Annotated in this window: 14 protein-coding genes; 8 read left to right on the top strand and 6 right to left on the bottom strand. The window is 51.9% G+C overall.

Annotated features, from left to right (window positions below; all coding sequences use genetic code 11):
- Window positions 1-36: 36 nt before the first annotated feature.
- Window positions 37-1,041 carry a serine/threonine-protein kinase gene (locus VIS48_15055; protein HEY9167469.1) on the top strand — a complete coding sequence of 335 codons (1,005 nt, stop codon included), beginning with the start codon at window positions 37-39 and terminating at the stop codon, window positions 1,039-1,041.
- Window positions 1,038-2,390: a glutamine synthetase family protein gene (locus VIS48_15060; protein HEY9167470.1), complete on the top strand. Its 1,353-nt coding sequence runs from the start codon at window positions 1,038-1,040 to the stop codon at window positions 2,388-2,390. The genes VIS48_15055 and VIS48_15060 overlap by 4 nt, the downstream gene beginning before the upstream one ends.
- Before the next feature lie 228 nt (window positions 2,391-2,618).
- Here VIS48_15060 and VIS48_15065 read toward each other — a convergent pair whose 3' ends face one another.
- The 5 genes from VIS48_15065 to VIS48_15085 form a co-directional block, all read right to left on the bottom strand.
- Window positions 2,619-6,062 carry a PAS domain S-box protein gene (locus VIS48_15065; GenBank protein ID HEY9167471.1) on the bottom strand — a complete coding sequence of 1,148 codons (3,444 nt, stop codon included), beginning with the start codon at window positions 6,060-6,062 and terminating at the stop codon, window positions 2,619-2,621.
- Window positions 6,063-6,204: 142 nt separating this feature from the next.
- The gene (locus VIS48_15070) at window positions 6,205-7,461 is read right to left on the bottom strand and encodes an FAD-dependent oxidoreductase (protein HEY9167472.1); all 1,257 of its coding nucleotides are present in this window, start codon (window positions 7,459-7,461) and stop codon (window positions 6,205-6,207) included.
- Window positions 7,462-7,693: 232 nt separating this feature from the next.
- Entirely contained in the window at window positions 7,694-8,146 is a 453-nt protein-coding gene (locus tag VIS48_15075) for a hypothetical protein (GenBank protein ID HEY9167473.1), read from the bottom strand.
- 94 nt (window positions 8,147-8,240) lie between these two features.
- Window positions 8,241-9,923 carry a dihydroxy-acid dehydratase gene (ilvD, locus tag VIS48_15080; protein ID HEY9167474.1) on the bottom strand — a complete coding sequence of 561 codons (1,683 nt, stop codon included), beginning with the start codon at window positions 9,921-9,923 and terminating at the stop codon, window positions 8,241-8,243.
- 158 nt (window positions 9,924-10,081) lie between these two features.
- Entirely contained in the window at window positions 10,082-10,429 is a 348-nt protein-coding gene (locus VIS48_15085; protein HEY9167475.1) for a hypothetical protein, read from the bottom strand.
- Window positions 10,430-10,564: 135 nt separating this feature from the next.
- On the opposite strand from VIS48_15085, the gene VIS48_15090 reads away from it, so the two are divergent.
- Window positions 10,565-12,313, top strand: a complete 1,749-nt coding sequence (locus VIS48_15090; protein ID HEY9167476.1) for an SLBB domain-containing protein — start codon at window positions 10,565-10,567, stop codon at window positions 12,311-12,313.
- Window positions 12,314-12,389: 76 nt separating this feature from the next.
- Here VIS48_15090 and VIS48_15095 read toward each other — a convergent pair whose 3' ends face one another.
- A complete protein-coding gene (locus VIS48_15095; GenBank protein ID HEY9167477.1) occupies window positions 12,390-13,430 on the bottom strand; it encodes a YncE family protein in 1,041 nt (346 codons plus the stop codon).
- A 374-nt stretch (window positions 13,431-13,804) separates the two neighbouring features.
- Here VIS48_15095 and VIS48_15100 point away from each other — a divergent pair, with 374 nt between their 5' ends.
- The 5 genes from VIS48_15100 (at window position 13,805) to VIS48_15120 (ending at window position 17,875) form a co-directional block, all read left to right on the top strand.
- Entirely contained in the window at window positions 13,805-14,035 is a 231-nt protein-coding gene (locus VIS48_15100) for a DUF3276 family protein (GenBank protein ID HEY9167478.1), read from the top strand.
- Window positions 14,036-14,249: 214 nt separating this feature from the next.
- Complete coding sequence (locus VIS48_15105) at window positions 14,250-14,663, top strand: single-stranded DNA-binding protein (GenBank protein ID HEY9167479.1); 414 nt, start codon at window positions 14,250-14,252, stop codon at window positions 14,661-14,663.
- A gap of 133 nt (window positions 14,664-14,796) precedes the next feature.
- Window positions 14,797-15,204, top strand: a complete 408-nt coding sequence (gene mce / locus VIS48_15110) for a methylmalonyl-CoA epimerase (protein HEY9167480.1) — start codon at window positions 14,797-14,799, stop codon at window positions 15,202-15,204.
- Between the two features lie 122 nt (window positions 15,205-15,326).
- Window positions 15,327-17,213 carry an excinuclease ABC subunit UvrC gene (gene uvrC, locus VIS48_15115; protein HEY9167481.1) on the top strand — a complete coding sequence of 629 codons (1,887 nt, stop codon included), beginning with the start codon at window positions 15,327-15,329 and terminating at the stop codon, window positions 17,211-17,213.
- A 65-nt stretch (window positions 17,214-17,278) separates the two neighbouring features.
- Window positions 17,279-17,875 carry an SCO family protein gene (locus VIS48_15120; protein ID HEY9167482.1) on the top strand — a complete coding sequence of 199 codons (597 nt, stop codon included), beginning with the start codon at window positions 17,279-17,281 and terminating at the stop codon, window positions 17,873-17,875.

The raw sequence follows: 17,875 nt of genomic DNA on the forward strand, positions 1-17,875 counted from the left end.
AAAAACTTTTAGCGGCAAAACATTCATGAGTGGAAAATGAAACTTGCGGAAACTGTGTTGGGATTATCAATGCTCCAAATCGGCGACCAATTCGACCACTTTCAAATCCGCGCACACATAGCGAAGGGCGGGATGAGCGATATTTATCGCGCATACGATCTGTTGAGCGGAAATGAGGTCGTCCTGAAAATTCCCGACACTATGTCGATCGGCGACCCGGCACAGTACGAGCGCTTCCAGCGGGAACTTGAAGTCATGCGCACGCTGAACCATCCGGCGATACAGAGGGGACTCGGTTCGGGAAACTTCAACAACACTCCTTATCTTGTCACCGAATTGATCGACGGACAGTCTATGCGCGACCTTATTTCGAATTCGGCACCGATGTCTCCAGAAAACTCTCTGAGATTGATCAGAAAGATCGCCGACGGGCTGGCGCATTGTCACGATCACGGAATAATCCACCGCGATCTGAAGCCGGATAATATTCTTATTACACCAGAAGGCCAGCCAGTCGTGCTCGATTTCGGACTGGCACTTACGAGAGGTGCGCACCGGGTAACATACGCGAACCTCAGCAGCGCAGCCGGAACGCCGGATTACATGTCACCCGAACAGATCGAAGGACATCGCGGCGACCAGCGCACGGATGTATACGCCATCGGTATAATGTTCTACGAGCTTTTAACGGGAGCTCCTCCATTCAGCGGCGATAATACGCTCGCGGTCATGGCACAACACCTGAAAGGTGGCATTCCTCGAATGGACCGAAAGTTTCCGGGGATCTCGCCGCAGATCGCCGCGGTCGTTGCGCGATGTCTACAGCTCGATCCTGATGACCGGTATTCAGACATGCATGCCCTCCTTCGCGATATCGATCATCTCGACGCGGTGGATATCTCTATCCTTGATCGCTCGACCGGTCCAGCTGCGGCTGCGCCGGTCTGGCGGTCTCCAACCGTGTTGGCCATCGGGTCAGCCATATTGCTACTCGTCGCAATGACTATCCTCGCATTTATTTTGCAGACATTTCACAAATGACAAAACAGTCTAAGAGTTTTTCAGCCGAGCAGCTGCTGGCTCAAGTAAAAGAGCGCAGCGTTAAGTTTATCGACCTCCAGTTTACAGACGTAGTCGGGGCAGTTAAGAATGTCACGATCCCCGTCCAGGAGCTTGAGGCTACACTAAATCACGGGATATGGTTCGACGGATCTTCGATTGAGGGTTTTGCTCGAATTGCCGAGAGCGATATGTATCTCGTACCGGATATGTCGACGTTCGCAGTGCTTCCGTGGTTGGCGGGGAACGAAGCGACTGCCCGTTTGATCTGCAATGTTTTCACTCCTGACGGTCAGCCTTTCATCGGCGATCCGCGCGCTGTCCTTGCAAGGGTTCTCGGCGAAGCGGAAAAAATGGGATTCATTTATAATACGGGACCGGAACTGGAATTCTTCCTCCTCAGGCCCGCGCCTGACGGTAGTCTTGTTCCGCCCAATCCGCAGGACAGTGCGAGCTACTTCGATCAGCCGGTCGACATGGTTGCGACCAGTCTGTGGCGGCAGATAACCGACGCGCTTTACGAATTCGGCATCGAAGCGGAAGCGATGCACCATGAAGTCGCCACCGGTCAGCATGAAATTGATTTCAGATATTCAAACGCACTTAAGACCGCGGACAATGCGGTGACGTTCCGCGTGCTCGTGAAAATACTTGCGCAGCAAAAAGGTTTGTATGCGACATTCATGCCGAAGCCGATGCGCGGAATAAACGGCAGCGGCATGCATGTTCACCAGAGCCTGACTTATAAAGCGAACGGTTCCAACGCGTTCTCCGATCCTGGTGATCCTCACGGACTTTCGAAGATGGCAAAACATTTTATTGCCGGTCAGCTTGCACATGCGAGGGGAATGTCGGCCGTACTCGCCCCGCTTGTCAATTCGTACAAGCGATTGGTCGCCGGTTACGAAGCTCCGGTTTACATAAGCTGGGGTCGGATAAACCGGTCGGCACTTATCAGGATTCCGCGCGCCCACACTCACGAGTCAACAAGGATCGAGCTTCGTTGCCCTGATCCGAGCTGCAATCCATATCTTGCATTCGCAGTCATGCTTGCGGCTGGCCTCGATGGTATCAGGAAAGAGTTGAAGGTCCCGGAGGCTACCGAAGAAGATTTATATCTGATAGCGAACACGCAGCGCGGAGCGAAGCTGAGCGTGCTCCCCGGATCGCTTGAAGAGGCGATCGCCGAACTTGAGAAAGATACGGTCATCCGCGAAGCGCTGGGCGCCCACACATACGATCGATTCGTCAACGCCAAACGACTCGAATGGGACGACTATCGCCTTGAAGTGACTCCATGGGAACTCGGAAAATATCTTTCCAATTACTAAGAGAGGGGATTTATTCGCCCTTCTGAGATTCAGAAGCCCTTCGATCTTTTTGCCCGCCTTTTCTGCTTTGAATCCGTTTTAATAACGAGGCCGGTCATGGAAGTGATGGGAATCGCGGAGTCACGTCGTCGAATGGAATCAACGTGTCTGCTTCGACGGCCCTGTTGACGGGAATGGGGAAATCCAGCAGAAGGATGAATGCCTGGAATTGAAAAGAGATAGGGATACTTACGCCAGCTCTTCAGCAACAAGGTTGAAGATCGCCGTAAGGTTGTACGGCTTCATAATCATCTTCACGTCGAGATTCGACATCGCGCTGTCGGCCATAGGGGTGAGATAGCCAGTCGCGAGAACGCATTTCACCTCAGGACGCGCAGATCTTATCTTCACTATTAATTTGTCGCCAGGCATCTTGGGCAGACCGAGGTCTGTCAGCACCAGCGATATCTCGGGATGGTTCGTGAAGGTCCTGAATGCTTCGTCTCCGTCCGCCGCACTTATCACGTTGAATCCCTTGTCGGATAGAAACTCGCACACAAGCTCCCTGAGTGCCAGCTCGTCCTCGACCACGAGAACGGTTTTGCTTCCGGCTAATCTGGCTGCGTCTCCCATCTCGACCGGCACCGTTTCTCCGGGACGAACATCCTTCTCGCTCATCGGGAGATAAATGAAGAATGTGGTTCCTGCACCTTTGTGGCTGTTCACTTCTATGAAACCGTTATGCGCTGATATTATCGTCTGTACGATCGACAAGCCAAGGCCGGTCCCCTTTCCGAGGTCCTTTGTCGTATAGAACGGGTCGAATATTTTTTCAAGCTTGTCTGCTTCGATTCCCTGGCCTGTATCCTGGAACATCAACAGCACGTAGCGGCCGGCGGGTGTGCCGCCGAGTTTCTTCTCGATCTGTTTCCTGTCGGCTGTTGTCAGAGAAATCGTGAGCGTTCCGCCGTCGGGCATCGCATCCTGCGCGTTCTTGGCGAGGTTGATCAGCACTTGCTGGATGTCACCTGCGGAACCATACACGGTCGCGTCATTGACTATGAATTCTGTTTGAACGATGAAATTCTCTTCGAATGTGTGCTTGATAATTGATACCGTTTCTTCAATGATTTGTCTGACGGAGAAATCCTTGAATGTTTCGGGGGAGTATCTCACGAATTGAAGAAGTCTTTTCGCAACCTCCGACCCGCGGATGGCGCTTGAGAGCGCTCGCTGTGAGTTTTCCTGGACGACGTTCAGGTTGTCCGCTTTTCTCATCATCATCTGGAGGCTGGCAATAATTATCCCCAGCACATTATTGAAATCGTGTGCGATCCCGCCGGCGAGCCTGCCAAGGAGTTCGGTTCTCTGAAGCCGTTTGATTGTCTCCTCCTTTTCTTCGCGCTGGGTGATGTCGCGGAAGACTCCAACCCGACCGAGGTAACTGCCGTCTGAGTCGACAATGGGGAGTGCGCTGCGGTCAACGATCAGTCCATCCGCAAACTCGAGCCTGTCGCTTCTGACATATTCCTTGTTTTCGACGTTCTTCGACGCTCGCTTTACGAATTCTTCCGGATATTTTGTTCGGTTCGCGGCAAGGGCAAGAATTTCTTTCGAAGGCTTGCCGATGAGGTGCAGCGGGCTATCGAAGCCGAATATCCTGCAAAACTCTGCGTTTGCGAATTCAATCATCCCATCGGGTCCCTGGAACAAAATTCCTTCTTCGAGATTTTGAAGAAGAGTGCTCAGCCGGATTTTCTCTCTTTCCTGCATCGCGGCTTCGCGGGCAAGATTTCCTTCGAGCTTCTTGCGGTCCTCCAGAGAAACGAACGCGATCTGGATAGCATCTCTTCCTTCATAGATCACCGGACGTGAAAGAACGAGAACGTGAATGACCGTTCCATCTTTCTTCACGAACCGCTCCTCGAGCGGCGGGGCGGGGAGGTGGTCTTCTACTGCACGCTTCACTCTTTGACCAACAACGGCAAGATCCTCCGGATGAATCACGCTTAGAACATTGAGGCCGATCAGCTCATCAGGACTTTCATACCCCAGGAGTGTGACGGCAGCGTCGTTAATCCTTGTTACCTTGAAATTCTCATACATTGCGAGGCCGATAGGAGCGCTCCTGAAGAGATCTTCGAACAGCTGTTTCTGAGCAGTTAGCTCCGTCAGGTCGTGGAGAATCCCAATAGTGCTGGTTCTTCCCTCAAGCTGGACTTGTGTGAGGCTCACTTCGACCGGAATTTTCTTGCGGTCCTTCGACTGCGCCACAAACCCGAACCGATTGTCCGTCTGTTCCCCGCGGCTTATTTTCCTCTCCCACTCTGCGATCGTGTCCTTGCTTTCGGGCGCGACAAGATTGGAGAAGTCCATTCGCGAAAACTCTTCGGGCGTGTACCCGAGCATCTCCTGCAATTTTTTATTTGTGAACACCATCCTGTCTTCCGATAAGACATAGATGCCGTCGTTTGAATTCTTTATCAGGACTTCATATTGTCCCCGCAGTCCCGCGACCTGTTCCAGGTTAAGCATGTGCTGACGTTCAAGCGCATTCTTCCTCTGCCCGTAAAACGCGAGGCTGAGAATGACCACGAGAAGAACTATTCCGCAAGACATAAGGATCAGCGAACCCTTGAGGTAAGAGATCACCGATGCCTGTACCGGTCCGCGGTCCGCACTCACGACGACATACCAGAGACTGTCCTGCATCTTGAGCTTCGTTGAGCTCAGAGGGGAGGACGACCAGAGGAATTCGCCGCTTGCCGGTTGCGGCATTTCCGACTTCACCAGTCCTGTACCAAGTTGTGTGGTTCCGCCGAGGATCGAGTATATATCACCCTGTCTGTGACACGAAGAGCATGCCGGTCGACCTTTCAGCTGAAGCGCACGCACGCTCTGCTTGTTCCATATCGAGTCATTCGACCAGAGATGAATGAAAGGAAATCCGGATCTGCTGAGTACACCGATGGCGATTCTCATTGTCGTGTCCGGAAAGCCGGTGGGACCTGTGGCGGGAGGTGGTACAACCTGGAACTGGTCTATTAGAAACGCGATTGCGCCGTCAAGTTTCACAGAACCGTTCTTCACAGGCGAAAAGATCGGCGACCCGATCAAGATTCTATTTGTGGTATCGGAGCTTCCCACGAAAGGTAATACCGGATATAATTCTTCTTTTGGATTCGAGAGAAGCTCGGATGAAACGCTGCTCTTCGTGGTCCTGACATAATTCCAGAAATTTGTTTCCGAGAAATCGCGCCCCGAGTATTGCTTGCTGGTTGAATAAGTTATTACTCCGTCGGGGGAAAGAAGGACGATCGCTACCACGTGTTGTGTCCTGACATACTCGAAGTAGCCGTCTATGTCTTCGACTTTCTTTGCAGGGGAAGTTTCCGATGCAAGCACTCCCGTAAGGGAGCGAACTCCGTTCGCGCGGCTCTCGAGGTAATCCCCGAAATGAGACGCGGTCGTCGTGGAGACGAGACTGTTCGTTCTGAAAAATGTCTCGAGCAATCTTCGCTCAAGGTCTTTGGAGGCGAGGATGGTTCCCACCGACAGACCGGCAATCGCAAGTATCGTGACGGCAATTACGACCAGGTTCGCGTGGGACGACAACTTCCCAAGCAGCCGCTTTAGTGCGCCGGCGTCTTTGCCGACACGTCTCTCTCCCTTCGTTATGTTCGGATTGTCCATTCCAGGCCAGTTGATCGACTTGTTTCAGAAGCGCTTCATGGCGCGCCTTCCAAAATGCCACTCTGGAAAATCATTTCCAAACATACGGTAGATAACGGATTTAGCGGGTTGTAGGCCGGCATGTCAAGCTCCGGCGGGAAAATCAGAAACTGCTTATGTCCCTGCCGAACACTGAAGCTTTTAGCCAGTCGAACAGGACGAGGACCTTGTTTTTTAAACTGACCAGCCTTGTCAGATAAGCAGATCTCCAGAAGAGAAACGCACCGAACCCTCTCCCCTTCACGTTGGGTAAATCCGCCAGCGCCCGCCTGCTGCCTATATATGCGAGCATACCGAGGTGGCGGTATTCAAATGGCGACGGAGGTTTGCCCTTCGCGATGTTGTTCAGCTGCGCCGCGAGATATTTTCCCTCCTGCTGCGCCGCCTGAGCAGTGGCTGGTATGCTCTGGCTCGCAGGAGTTGCGCAGTCTCCAGCCGTAAAAATATTTCTCGCTTCTCCGACTCTCAAATAGTCGTCTGTCAACAAGCGTGATCCGCGTCCTTTCCGAAAAGGGAGAGACTGAATGAGGTCTGTGGGTCCTATTCCCGTCGACCACACCACCATCCCGCAACTAATTGAGGTTCCGTCCTGAAGGATTATCGAATCTTTCGTCACTTCTTTCACCGGAGAGTTGAACCGTAGATCGATGCTCTGGCGGCGAAATATCTTCATTGCGTACTCGCCGAGTCGCGAGTCGAACGCGCTGAGAATTTGTTTTGTTCCCTCGAGGAGTGTGATCTCAACATCCTGAACGAGTCGGGGGTACCATTTAATCAAGTCTTCGCGGACCAAGTCGTTCAGCTCCGCAGCAAACTCGACGCCTGTGGGACCGCCGCCGACAACGATGAAACGAAGAAGCCTCTTCCGTTCTTCCAGAGATACAGTGGGACTGCTTGCTTCCTCGAAGTTCTGTATTATCCGTCCGCGGATGACGCGGGCGTCCGATAGCTCTTTAAGAAACAGTGCATGCTCCGTCACGCCCGGGATTCCAAATGTGTTGTTCACAGCGCCTACCGCGATCACCAGGTAATCGTAATCCAATTTGAACTTCTCCCTATTCTGGACACTCTCGCATTCAATGGTATTTTCAGACGGAGACACCGAGGTACAGTTTGCCTGGTAAAAATTGCCGGACGACTTATCGTCTGCCCTGACATTCTTTGCGGTTCTGACCGGCTCGATGATGCTTCTGAATTCGATCGTTCCGACGGTTGTGCTCGGCAAGAGGGGAGTGAAAAGGAAATGGTTTCTCGGGCTCACAACTGACACTTCAAAAAAACGTGGATCTATTCTTTTCACGATGCTTAGCGCAGCGAAACCGCTGCCAAGTACGATTATTTTCTTCTTTCTCTCTTTCATGATGTTAATATCTCTTTTCGCATTGTGCCGCTGAATCAAATAACAAAACGAAACTCTATTAGGTTTAATAATCAGATCGATGCATTCGTCCTGGATTGTGATTGCCGTACAGAGTGAACAGCTAAGGCAGCGAACAGGCGGGTAAAACAGGGGCGACTTCTATGGAATCCAACGAGGTCCCTGCATCATGGCACGCCCCGAGACTGACACGTCGTACTACAGGCGAGAGGTTTTAGTAAGTGCCCGCGAAGAGTGACCGTAAATCGAGCGATGTGGCTTTTGATTTGCTGGCGAGTGCAACGTAAGTCCGACCGAGCATATCTTTACCTGCGCCGAGGACTGTGCTGACGAGACCTATCGCCTCGCCATAATCCGCGGGTGGAAGGTTCTTCATGATAAATTTCCATGTCGCTTCTTCGAGCACGTTGAACGCGGTCTGCACTTCCGAGAGGTCGAACCCCTCGCGGAAGCGTTCGCGGGCTACTTCTTCGGAATGGGACAGCATTGGTCCGAGGTTCTTCTCCGAGATCGCGCGGACCGTAAGCACGAAGAGCGCTTTCAATTTTTGCCGGTTGTGTTCTTCGCCGGCTTTCTCATAGTGGGTGAGATGCGCCCTTGAGAGCGAAGCTTCGGCTTCGGTGAGAATTTCGTTCATTCTTTCGTGAAGCAACTGGCCCAGGTTCATGGCAATACTCGCAAATTTAGTTCAGACGCCGCTGAACAAAATGGAGATCTCTGACAAATCATTTTCCGGATGATCATACGGCCGACCCTAACAATTAAATGCCGTCCGTTACACATCCTTCGGACGCAGACGAAACATTTTTGATGTATTTATAGAGCATTCCGCTCGTCGCCCGATACGGCGGAGCGTTCCACCTCCGCAGTCTTTCCGCTATCACGTGCTCGGGGACATCGAGCACGATCGTATTCTTCTCGGCGTCTATTGTAATCCGATCGCCGTTTTCCACCACTGCGAGGACTCCGCCGGTCTGAGCTTCGGGAGTTATGTGGCCGACGACGAATCCGTGCGTGCCTCCCGAAAATCTTCCGTCGGTGATTAGTGCGACGCTTTGTCCCAGTCCGGCGCCCATTATGGCAGAAGTTATCGTGAGCATCTCACGCATTCCCGGCCCACCCTTCGGTCCTTCGTATCGGATAACGACGACGTCGCCTCCGGCGATCTTCTTTGCCTCGAGAGCTTTCAAAGTCTCCTCTTCCGAATCGAAAACCTTTGCCGGTCCGGAGAACCTGACCCCCTCCTTGCCCGTAATTTTTGCGACCGCGCCTTCCTTTGCAAGATTGCCGTAAAGGATTTGTAAATGCCCGGTCTTCTTTATCGGGTCCGAAATCGGATGAATAATTTTCTGTCCGGCTTTGAGATCCGCGACCTTCTCTATATTTTCTCCGAGAGTTCTCCCAGTTACGGTGATGCAATTACCGTCGAGGAGGCCCTCCTTGAGAAGCATCTTCTGAACTGCGGGTACTCCCCCAATGTCGCTGATGTCTTCCATGACGAATTTGCCGCTCGGTTTCAGCTCTGCAATATAGGGAACGCGGTTACTTATCATCTGGAAATCATCTATGTTCAACTTTACGCCTACGGATTTTGCCATGGCGATGAGATGAAGCACGGCATTAGTGGACCCGCCCAAGGCGGTGACGAGTGTAATCGCGTTCAGGAATGCCTGTCTTGTCATGATGTCGCGGGGCTTCAGATCCTTCTCGAGGAGATTGAGGACAGCTTTACCGGCGGCCAGGCACTCTTTTCTCTTCGCATCGCTGTCGGCCGGGAGTGAAGAGCTGAAAGGCAAAGACATCCCCAGCGTTTCGATCGCAGTTGCCATTGTGTTTGCGGTATACATTCCGCCGCAGGCTCCGGGACCGGGGCAGGCGTGTTTCACTACTTCGTACATTTCCGACTCTTTGAGATTTCCGGCGATGTACTTACCATAAGATTCAAAAACCGAAACTATATCCAGCTTCTGCCCGTTCAGATGGCCAGCCCTGATCGTCCCGCCGTAAACCATGAGGCTCGGTCGATTGAGTCTTCCCATGGCTATCAAAGAGCCGGGCATATTCTTGTCGCATCCCGGGATCGAAATGTTTGCGTCGTACCACTGTGCGCGCATTACCGCCTCAATGGAGTCCGCGATGATTTCTCTCGAGGGAAGGGACGACTTCATTCCCTCGGTGCCCATCGCAATCCCGTCGCTGACACCGATCGTGTGAAAGATGAGACCAACCATTCCTGCGTCTCGTACGCCTTCCTTCACGACTTTGGCCAACTCGTTCAGGTGCATGTTGCAGGTGTTACCTTCCCAGCCCATGCTCGCGATGCCGACCTGCGGCTTGCTCATGTCCTCATCCTTCAGGCCGATTCCGTACAACATTGCCTGTGAAGCGACCTGTGAAATTCTTTGAGTAAGATGCGAGCTATATTTATTCAAGCCGATTTTCATTTCAATTTCTCCTGACGTGAAGTGCTGAATTCATCTGTGATAAAATATAAACAATAAGAGGGGTGTTTGCACGGAGACGAGCCGGCGCAGACGGAAATCAGTCCGACATTCCGGCGACCAGCCGCGGAATGTCCGTCACCAGTCGTGAGGTACCCGCTTCAACGCTTGCTTTCGTCCAGGTGGAACTTGTGGATGAACCTGTGAAGGACGGGCGCGAACAGAATCCCTGCCGTGACGAGGAAGATTATTCCCGAGAATAGTGCATAAGCGGCGGCAAACAATTTCCCAGCGTCGGTGCGCAGTTCGTTCACGGGGCCCATTCCCCCGAGAATCATTGCGGCATTCACAATCGCGTCGATCCAGCCGAGCCCTTCAAGAAAATGATAGCCGAGAATACCCAGCACGAGAGACACTATGACAACGGCAAGTGCAATAAGTCCGTGCCGGGCGACCCTTCGAAGGAACGTTCGGAATGGAGCGAGTGGTTCGCTTTTGTGCTCATACATGATTATTCGGTCCTCGATGCGATCAATTTACCAATAATTCTCTTTCCGGTAAAACGATCTCATTAACTTGGATGTCACTTGAGTAAACCGATTTTCTTTCTTACTATTATTCATATTCAATTATGATCGTGTATAATGCCCAATATGAAAAATCCGTTTAGGCCTGAACGCTTCGGGCTGGCAGCGCTCGTTTTCTATCTGACCGCCGCTTCTTCGTTTGCCCAGTTGCTGCCCCAGCAGCAACAGCAAACCTCCACGAATCCTCTCCAACAAGGAACGTCGTCGACGCAAATCCCCTCGATGACCTCAAATATGTTCACGTCGAGCGCGGACTATTTTCGAAGCCTGCAGAGCCAGGCTATGGTGGTACAGCCGCCGCCGTACGACGCACCTGTCGATACAATGAGTTACGTGTTAGGTCCGGGCGATGTAACGAATGTCGGGATATGGGGGGCGACACCGCTCTCTTATAATCTCAGTGTGACACCGGAAGGATCGTTGATAATTCCGGGATATGGAGTCATTCGAGTAGGGGGGAGAACACTGGCCGATGCGAAGAGTAATCTGAGAACCGCCTTGAGCAAGCAATTCAGGAATTCATCCGTCACGCTGACGCTTATCTATCCGCGCTCATTTTATGTGATGGTGACCGGGAAGGTGAAGGTGCCGGGAAGGTACACCGTCACGTCTTTTGACCGTGTTGACCGTGCGTTCATGCTCGCCAACATGCCCAAGAGCAGTGCGGACACGAGCACCGTTTTGCCGGAGTTCTCGCTCAGGAACATTCGACTGATTCACAGAGACGGGACATCGGAGAACGTCGATCTCCTCAAATGTTACGATGCCGGTGATGTGTCAAGGGATCCCTACTTGCAGAACGGCGATGCCATTGTTGTGTCAAGGGAAAACCTCGAAGCTGGGAGCATCAGCATTTCGGGCGAGGTGAAGATGGCTGGCAACTTCGAGTACGTTCCCGGCGATAGAGTGAAGGACCTCATCGAATTGTCACAAGGGCTGACCGCGTTGGCCGATAGCGGACATGGTGAGGTCATAACGATGAATGGCTCGTCATTTGATTATCATACGGTCGACCTGCGGGACTCTTCGGTACTAGAGCAGCCGCTGCCCGTCAACAGCCGTGTGGTGGTTCCAGTAGTTCGAACCAAGATCAACGATTATTTCGTCTGGGTGTTGGGCGAAGTGAATAAGCCCGGTCTTTATCCGATATCCCGTGACTCGACGCGGCTGACCACGTTAGTAGATCTTGCCGGCGGATTCACTCGACATGCTTTACTGAGCGGGGCGCGTTTGTTCAGAGGTGTGGTTAAACTCGGAAGTACGAATGTCCCCGCTCAAGTGGACACGGTCTCCATGCTCTTCAGGGCGAGCAATCTGTATTCGGAAGATCTTCCATATCTGTTGCAGGAGGCGCAGGCCTTCGCCAGTAACGCTGGCGTGTCAGTAGAGTTTGTTAAACTATTTGTTGATCACGAAACGAAGTATGACGTGATCATGAGGTCAGGTGACATCGTTTACGTTCCCCCCGACAAGAATTCAATATACATTTTCGGGCAAGTCGCTTCTCCCGGTTACATCGACTTTGATCCGACTTGGAGAATTGACGACTACATACGCGCAGCCGGGGGCTTTACCGAAGGGGCCGAGAATGGCGAAGTAAAAGTGATATCCGTCGGAACATTCGAGTGGTTTACCCCTTCTGAGACCAAAGTGGAGTCCGGCGATTTTATATTCGTGCCTCGCAAACCTATTTTCTCGCGTGATCATACCTGGGACATCACCAGAGATATTATCGGTACGATTGGCGCAGTTGCTTCGGTAGCGGCGACCGTCTTCCTCGTCATACGAACTGTGCAGGGTAAATAGGAAACCGATTCGGCCCTTAGGCGGTTTGAACCACAGACAGGCTGAGGGCGTACTGGCGGGTGTACCTTCGGACAAATTACTTTGCAGGAGCGACTTCCAGAACCACGAAAGAATTCGGCTTCATGGAAGGTCTCGGGCGCGGGTTGTCCGCGGTCGCCTGCGGCGGTGGGTTGAAGTCGGCTGCCGAGAGGTACAGATGATGTGTAACCGGATCTATCGTTACTGTTCTCGCACTGACTTGTGTCTGAAGATTCTGGATTACCGTGAAGCTGTCAGGACTTACTTCCTGGACAACGGTGAGAGTCCCTTCGCCGTTTGAGCTGAAGGTGCGCATGAGCTCTGGGTCGAACGCAGCTCCGTCAACCCGTCCATCGATCGGAAGCGCGGTAATGACTTTCCCGTCAAGCGCGTTCAACACCACCATCTCTTTATTGTGGCACACGGAGAAGAGCCGGTGGTTCTTCGCGTCTAAAGCAAGCCCGCTCGGGCTTTCCCCCGGCGCCAGCGGCCAGACATGCTCAACTTTCATCGCGGCGGGATCGATGGCGTCGATTTCGCTCTTGTCCTCGATGTTGATGTATATCATTCCCGCTCCATCTGATGCGCAGAACTCGGGTCCGCCACTCAGGGGTATCGTCCCGATGACTTTGTCGGTCTTCGCGTCGATAACGGTAGAGTTCGACGACCTGCCGTTGCAGGTGAACACGCGATGTGTGAACGGATCATAGAGTATTGCGTCAGGGTCGCGCCCGGTCACCGCTATCTTTTCGATTACCGATAGAGTCTTCATGTCGAAAACGGTGACAGACGAATCGGCACCGTCGCTCACAAATCCTTTATCGAGATCGGCGGCGAGAGCTATGCCGTGGACACCTTTCGTGTCTGGAATTGTGCCGACAAGTTTTTTGCTGTTGATGTTTACGACCTGTACCATTGTACCGCGTGAAACATAAAGATTTCCGGAAGCAGGATCGATATTCAAATAATCCCAGAAGGTTTCACCAGGTAAATGGATCCTGTCGACCACGCTGTAAGTCGATTGTGATGTTTGTGCGTAAACGGATGCTGTAAAGATGAACATCATGACGACGGTCTGGAAAGTAGAAGGCTTTTTCATTTAGATACTCCTCTGGTTCTTATATCGAATCTCTGTTTCGTCTTGCGACGAATTCGTTTACGAATATATGTTATGCCACGGCACGCTGCAATTAGAGAAGCAAATTGCCCGGACGTTTTTCTTTGTCTTAAGTGGATCCTCTGATTTTGTCTTGTCGATTACCGATTAAGAGATTTGACGATGGAACGAGATTGCACGGGGGATGAAAATTTCAGCAAAAGTAAAAATCGAATTGACTTTTTAGAGAGTCAAATTTAGTTTCATAATGAGATAGCAAAACGGGTCGTGCGGAAGAAACCGGATTGGGCACTGGGAGGACACGGATGAGATCGGTTTCCGGAAAGAACGCTGGCCGAAAACAAAAGGAGGGTTAGATGGGTAAAGAAGAATCGGACGGGATCAGGATTCCCGCCGGAAATGGGAGGATGTACTTTCTCGATGTGAAGGAAGCTAAGACCGGATCGAAGTACTTGATTTTCTCCGAGAGCAAGAAGAACAAGGAGGGGAAATTCGACAGGCAGAGGATAATGGTCTTTGCAGACCACTTCAGGGAAGTATACGACGCGTTGAAGAAGGTCGCGTCCGAATTCGGGATCGGGCCGTAGATTGATCGACAGGGGAGATGTCGCTGAAAAGGTGAGGCAATTCTGGTCCGGAGGGTTGAGGGGAAAAAACATGGACCGACAGGCACACGACGCAATCCTTCGGGATCGGATTGAAATAGACATCCTCCCCTGTTAATTTCACTTTAGTTCAGAATCAAGTTTGTCCACGGAATGCTTGCGAAAAGTGATTCCGGAGGCCAGGAAAGGAGTGAAGATGGCAGGAAAGAGCGTAAACAAAGTCATTCTGATTGGGAATCTAGGGAAAGATCCGGAGCTGAGATACGCTCCCAGCGGATCAGCGGTCGCCACATTCAGTGTTGCAACAAACGAGCAATGGAAAGACCAGCAGGGGAACCCACAGGAGCGGACGACGTGGCATAACATAGTAGTCTGGGGAAAACTTGCGGAGATCGCGGCCGAATATTTGAAGAAAGGACGGAAAGTCTACCTCGAAGGGAGAATTCAGTACAGGGATTACGAGGACAAAAGCGGGAACAAGCGATATGTCACGGAGATCGTGGTCAACGATCTTGTAATGCTTGGATCACGTCCCGAAGGTGAGAAAGAAGAAACCATCCAGAACGAGCAGCCGTCCGCTGCAGAGACCAAGGACGACCTTCCTTTCTGACTAATCATCCGACATTCCGATAAGATTCGCGGTCGCCGGATTCCGGCGACCGTTTTTGTATTCACGCCTGCATAGACATTCGTTCCGAAATTCTTTAAATTTTTTTGCCTGTCCCTAAACAAGAGAGGAATCAATGAGTTTTCTGAGGATAAGTCACATTGCAATTGCGGTAGACGACCTTGAAACCGCTAAGCGGGCGTTCGAGACTCTCGTTGGGAATAAGGTCGAGCAAACCGAGGAGGTCCCCGATCAGAAGGTCCGTGTGGGCATGATCCCGGTGGGAGAATCGCGTCTCGAGCTGGCAGGCCCGACGGATCCATCGTCGACGATCGCGAACTTTATCAGAAAACGCGGAGAAGGAATCCATCACATTTGTTTCGAAGTCGCTGACATCAAATCGGAACTTGCGCGGCTGAAGCGCGAAGGCTTCCAGCTCATCGACGAGCGGCCCAGACTCGGAGCTGACGGCCACCTGATCGCGTTCGTTCACCCGAGAACGACGGGAGGAGTACTCGTTGAGCTGAGCGAAAAACTAAAGTAATTCAAGGATCAAAAACCGAATGCCAAAACTACAACTCAAAAGCCAAATCCACAATCGGCCATATGGACTTTTTATTCTAGACTTTTACTTTTTCTCTTGACGTTTGTGGTTTGGGTTTCCCCATGACTATTCCTACCGAAGACATAAAAGTAAACGACATTGGTTTCGAGTTGAAGGAAAAACTTGACAGTCTCCCGCGGCTGCCCGGCGTCTACCAGTTCAAGAACGCAGATGGGAAAGTCATTTACGTCGGGAAGGCAAAGATCCTCAGGAACCGTGTCCGCTCCTATTTCCAGGTGGGGCATGACCACGATCCGAAGACAAAGGCAATGGTCTCGAAGGCGGCGGATCTCGAGGTAATCGTTACGGACACGGAGATGGAGGCCCTGATACTTGAAAACACTCTTATCAAGAAACTGAAACCGCGATACAACATCGATCTCCGCGACGACAAAAGTTATCCGTACATTGTCGTCACGAACGAGCCGTTCCCGAGAGTTTTCGTCACGAGGAAAATCAGGCAGGATGGATCGAGATATTACGGACCGTACACGGACGTTAAGACGATGCGCTTCGCACTGAAATCTGTGCGCGACATTTTCCAGATCCGGAGCTGCAGGTTACCGCTGACGGAAGAGGGCGTCCGGAAAAAGAAATGGAAAGTATGTCTCGATTATCACATCGGCAAATGCGGCGGACCGTGTGAAGGCCTGGTGACCCGCGAAGAGTACCACGAGATGATAACACAGGTCGAGAAACTCCTCAAAGGTAAGACACGCGATCTGATGGCCCAACTGACCGAGGACATGAAGGGATATTCCGAAAGACTCGAATTCGAAAAAGCGGGCGAGGCCAAGAAGAAGCTTGACGCGATCACGGTATACACGGAAAAGCAGAAGATGGTTTCGCTGGAGCTCATAGAACGCGACATAATCGCGACAGTAAGCGAAGACGATGACGGCTGCGGAGTGATCTTCAAAGTTCGCGACGGCAAGCTGATCGGTAAACAGCACTTCTATCTGTCGAATGTCTCCGGGCGTTCGGAGTCTGAGATGATCGAAACCCTCATCGAGAGGTACTACATCAAGGCAGAATACGTTCCGCCGGAAGTGTACCTGTCGGCTGAACCGTCCGACCCCGAGCTCGTCGAAGGTCTTCTCAGGGAGAAAAGAGGGAGCGCGGTGACCGTCATGGTCCCGGTTGAGGGCGAAGATCTCAAGCTTGTCAGGATGTGCAGGGCAAACGCGAAGTTCATGCTCGACGAGCTGAAGATTCAGAAGGAGAAAGGAAAGGAAACGATACCCCACACACTTCAGGCGCTGCAGCGCGAACTTCACCTTCCGGCGGCACCGAGACGAATTGAGTGTTTCGATAATTCAAACATTCAAGGGAGCGATCCGGTAGCTTCGATGGTCGTATTTGTGGACGGCAAACCTCGCAAAAGCGATTACCGGAAATTCAAAATAAAAACCGTCGTCGGGCCGGACGACTTCGCGAGCATGGAAGAAGTCATCGAGCGGCGGTACACGCGGACGATCCGGGAAGGAGGTCAGCTGCCGGACCTTGTCGTCGTTGACGGTGGTAAGGGTCAGTTGTCGTCCGCCGTTGAAGTGCTTAGAAGGATCGGACTTCCAAACCAGCCGATCATCGGACTCGCCAAGCGCCTCGAGGAGGTTTTCGTTCCGGGTGAAAGCGAATCCATACTCCTCCCGAAGACCACATCAGCGCTCAAGCTGCTCCAGCATGTTCGCGATGAAGCGCACAGGTTCGCGATAACCTTTCATCGTTCGCTCCGCGAGAAGCGGGTTATCTCGACTCAGCTTACGGATATCCGAGGTGTCGGTGAAACTAAGGCAGCCAGGCTCCTGAGGGAATTCGGATCTGTAAAAAATGTACGTGACGCGTCAGTCGAAGAAATCGCAAAAATTGTCGGGGAGAAAGCGGCGAAAAACATTAAATCATATCTGAGCAAAACGGACAGCAAGCAAAAAGTGAAAAGTGAAAAGTGAGAAGTGCAGAACAGTAAAGATGCGAAAAGGACTAACGAGAAAGACGTGGAAAGGTAAAAGGTGAAATGGCGAATAAGCTTCTACGTCTATCCTGTCTACTGGTTCCCACGCTTTTCCTCCTTCTTGCCGGATGCAGCAGGCTGCCGGTCATTTCCGACCTTAGCGGAAGGGACTACGCATTCCTCAACCAGGACAGCACGCGCGTCGAATTTCCATCAGCTTACAAAGGAAATATCGTTGTGATGTCTTTTGTCTATACACACTGCCCCGACGTTTGCCCGCTGACGACGAACAATATTCAGCATCTCCAGGATACACTTTCATTGAGCGGGATCAGCGGCGTGAAATTCGTGACGATGACATTCGATCCGGAGAGGGACAGGCCGCGGGTCCTGAAAGAGTATGCCGAAATACGTGGAATCAAGTTCCACGACTGGAATTTCCTCTGGGGGACGAAGGCGAACATAGATTCTGTCCTGGACGAAGTAGACTTTAGATATTTCCCCGGTGACTCATCGTACACCAAGTCGGGATTGGTATATTACATAACGCATTCGAACAAGATCGTCCTGGTCGACCAGGATGGGCGTGATCGGGCCGAGTACAATGGAAGCGAGCTGGACTTCCAGCAGATCGTCAAGGACATAAGAGAACTGGAGTAG

It is taken from the genome of Candidatus Kryptoniota bacterium (assembly GCA_036567965.1).
Lineage (GTDB): Bacteria > Bacteroidota > Ignavibacteria > Kryptoniales > JAKASW01 > JAKASW01.

Coding starts and splice junctions, on each gene's coding strand:
- VIS48_15055 (HEY9167469.1), top strand. CDS start 37: ATGAAACTTGCGGAAACTGTGTTGGGATTATCAATGCTCCAAATCGGC.
- VIS48_15060 (HEY9167470.1), top strand. CDS start 1,038: ATGACAAAACAGTCTAAGAGTTTTTCAGCCGAGCAGCTGCTGGCTCAA.
- VIS48_15065 (HEY9167471.1), bottom strand. CDS start 6,062: ATGGACAATCCGAACATAACGAAGGGAGAGAGACGTGTCGGCAAAGAC.
- VIS48_15070 (HEY9167472.1), bottom strand. CDS start 7,461: ATGAAAGAGAGAAAGAAGAAAATAATCGTACTTGGCAGCGGTTTCGCT.
- VIS48_15075 (HEY9167473.1), bottom strand. CDS start 8,146: ATGAACCTGGGCCAGTTGCTTCACGAAAGAATGAACGAAATTCTCACC.
- ilvD (HEY9167474.1), bottom strand. CDS start 9,923: ATGAAAATCGGCTTGAATAAATATAGCTCGCATCTTACTCAAAGAATT.
- VIS48_15085 (HEY9167475.1), bottom strand. CDS start 10,429: ATGTATGAGCACAAAAGCGAACCACTCGCTCCATTCCGAACGTTCCTT.
- VIS48_15090 (HEY9167476.1), top strand. CDS start 10,565: ATGCCCAATATGAAAAATCCGTTTAGGCCTGAACGCTTCGGGCTGGCA.
- VIS48_15095 (HEY9167477.1), bottom strand. CDS start 13,430: ATGAAAAAGCCTTCTACTTTCCAGACCGTCGTCATGATGTTCATCTTT.
- VIS48_15100 (HEY9167478.1), top strand. CDS start 13,805: ATGGGTAAAGAAGAATCGGACGGGATCAGGATTCCCGCCGGAAATGGG.
- VIS48_15105 (HEY9167479.1), top strand. CDS start 14,250: ATGGCAGGAAAGAGCGTAAACAAAGTCATTCTGATTGGGAATCTAGGG.
- mce (HEY9167480.1), top strand. CDS start 14,797: ATGAGTTTTCTGAGGATAAGTCACATTGCAATTGCGGTAGACGACCTT.
- uvrC (HEY9167481.1), top strand. CDS start 15,327: ATGACTATTCCTACCGAAGACATAAAAGTAAACGACATTGGTTTCGAG.
- VIS48_15120 (HEY9167482.1), top strand. CDS start 17,279: ATGGCGAATAAGCTTCTACGTCTATCCTGTCTACTGGTTCCCACGCTT.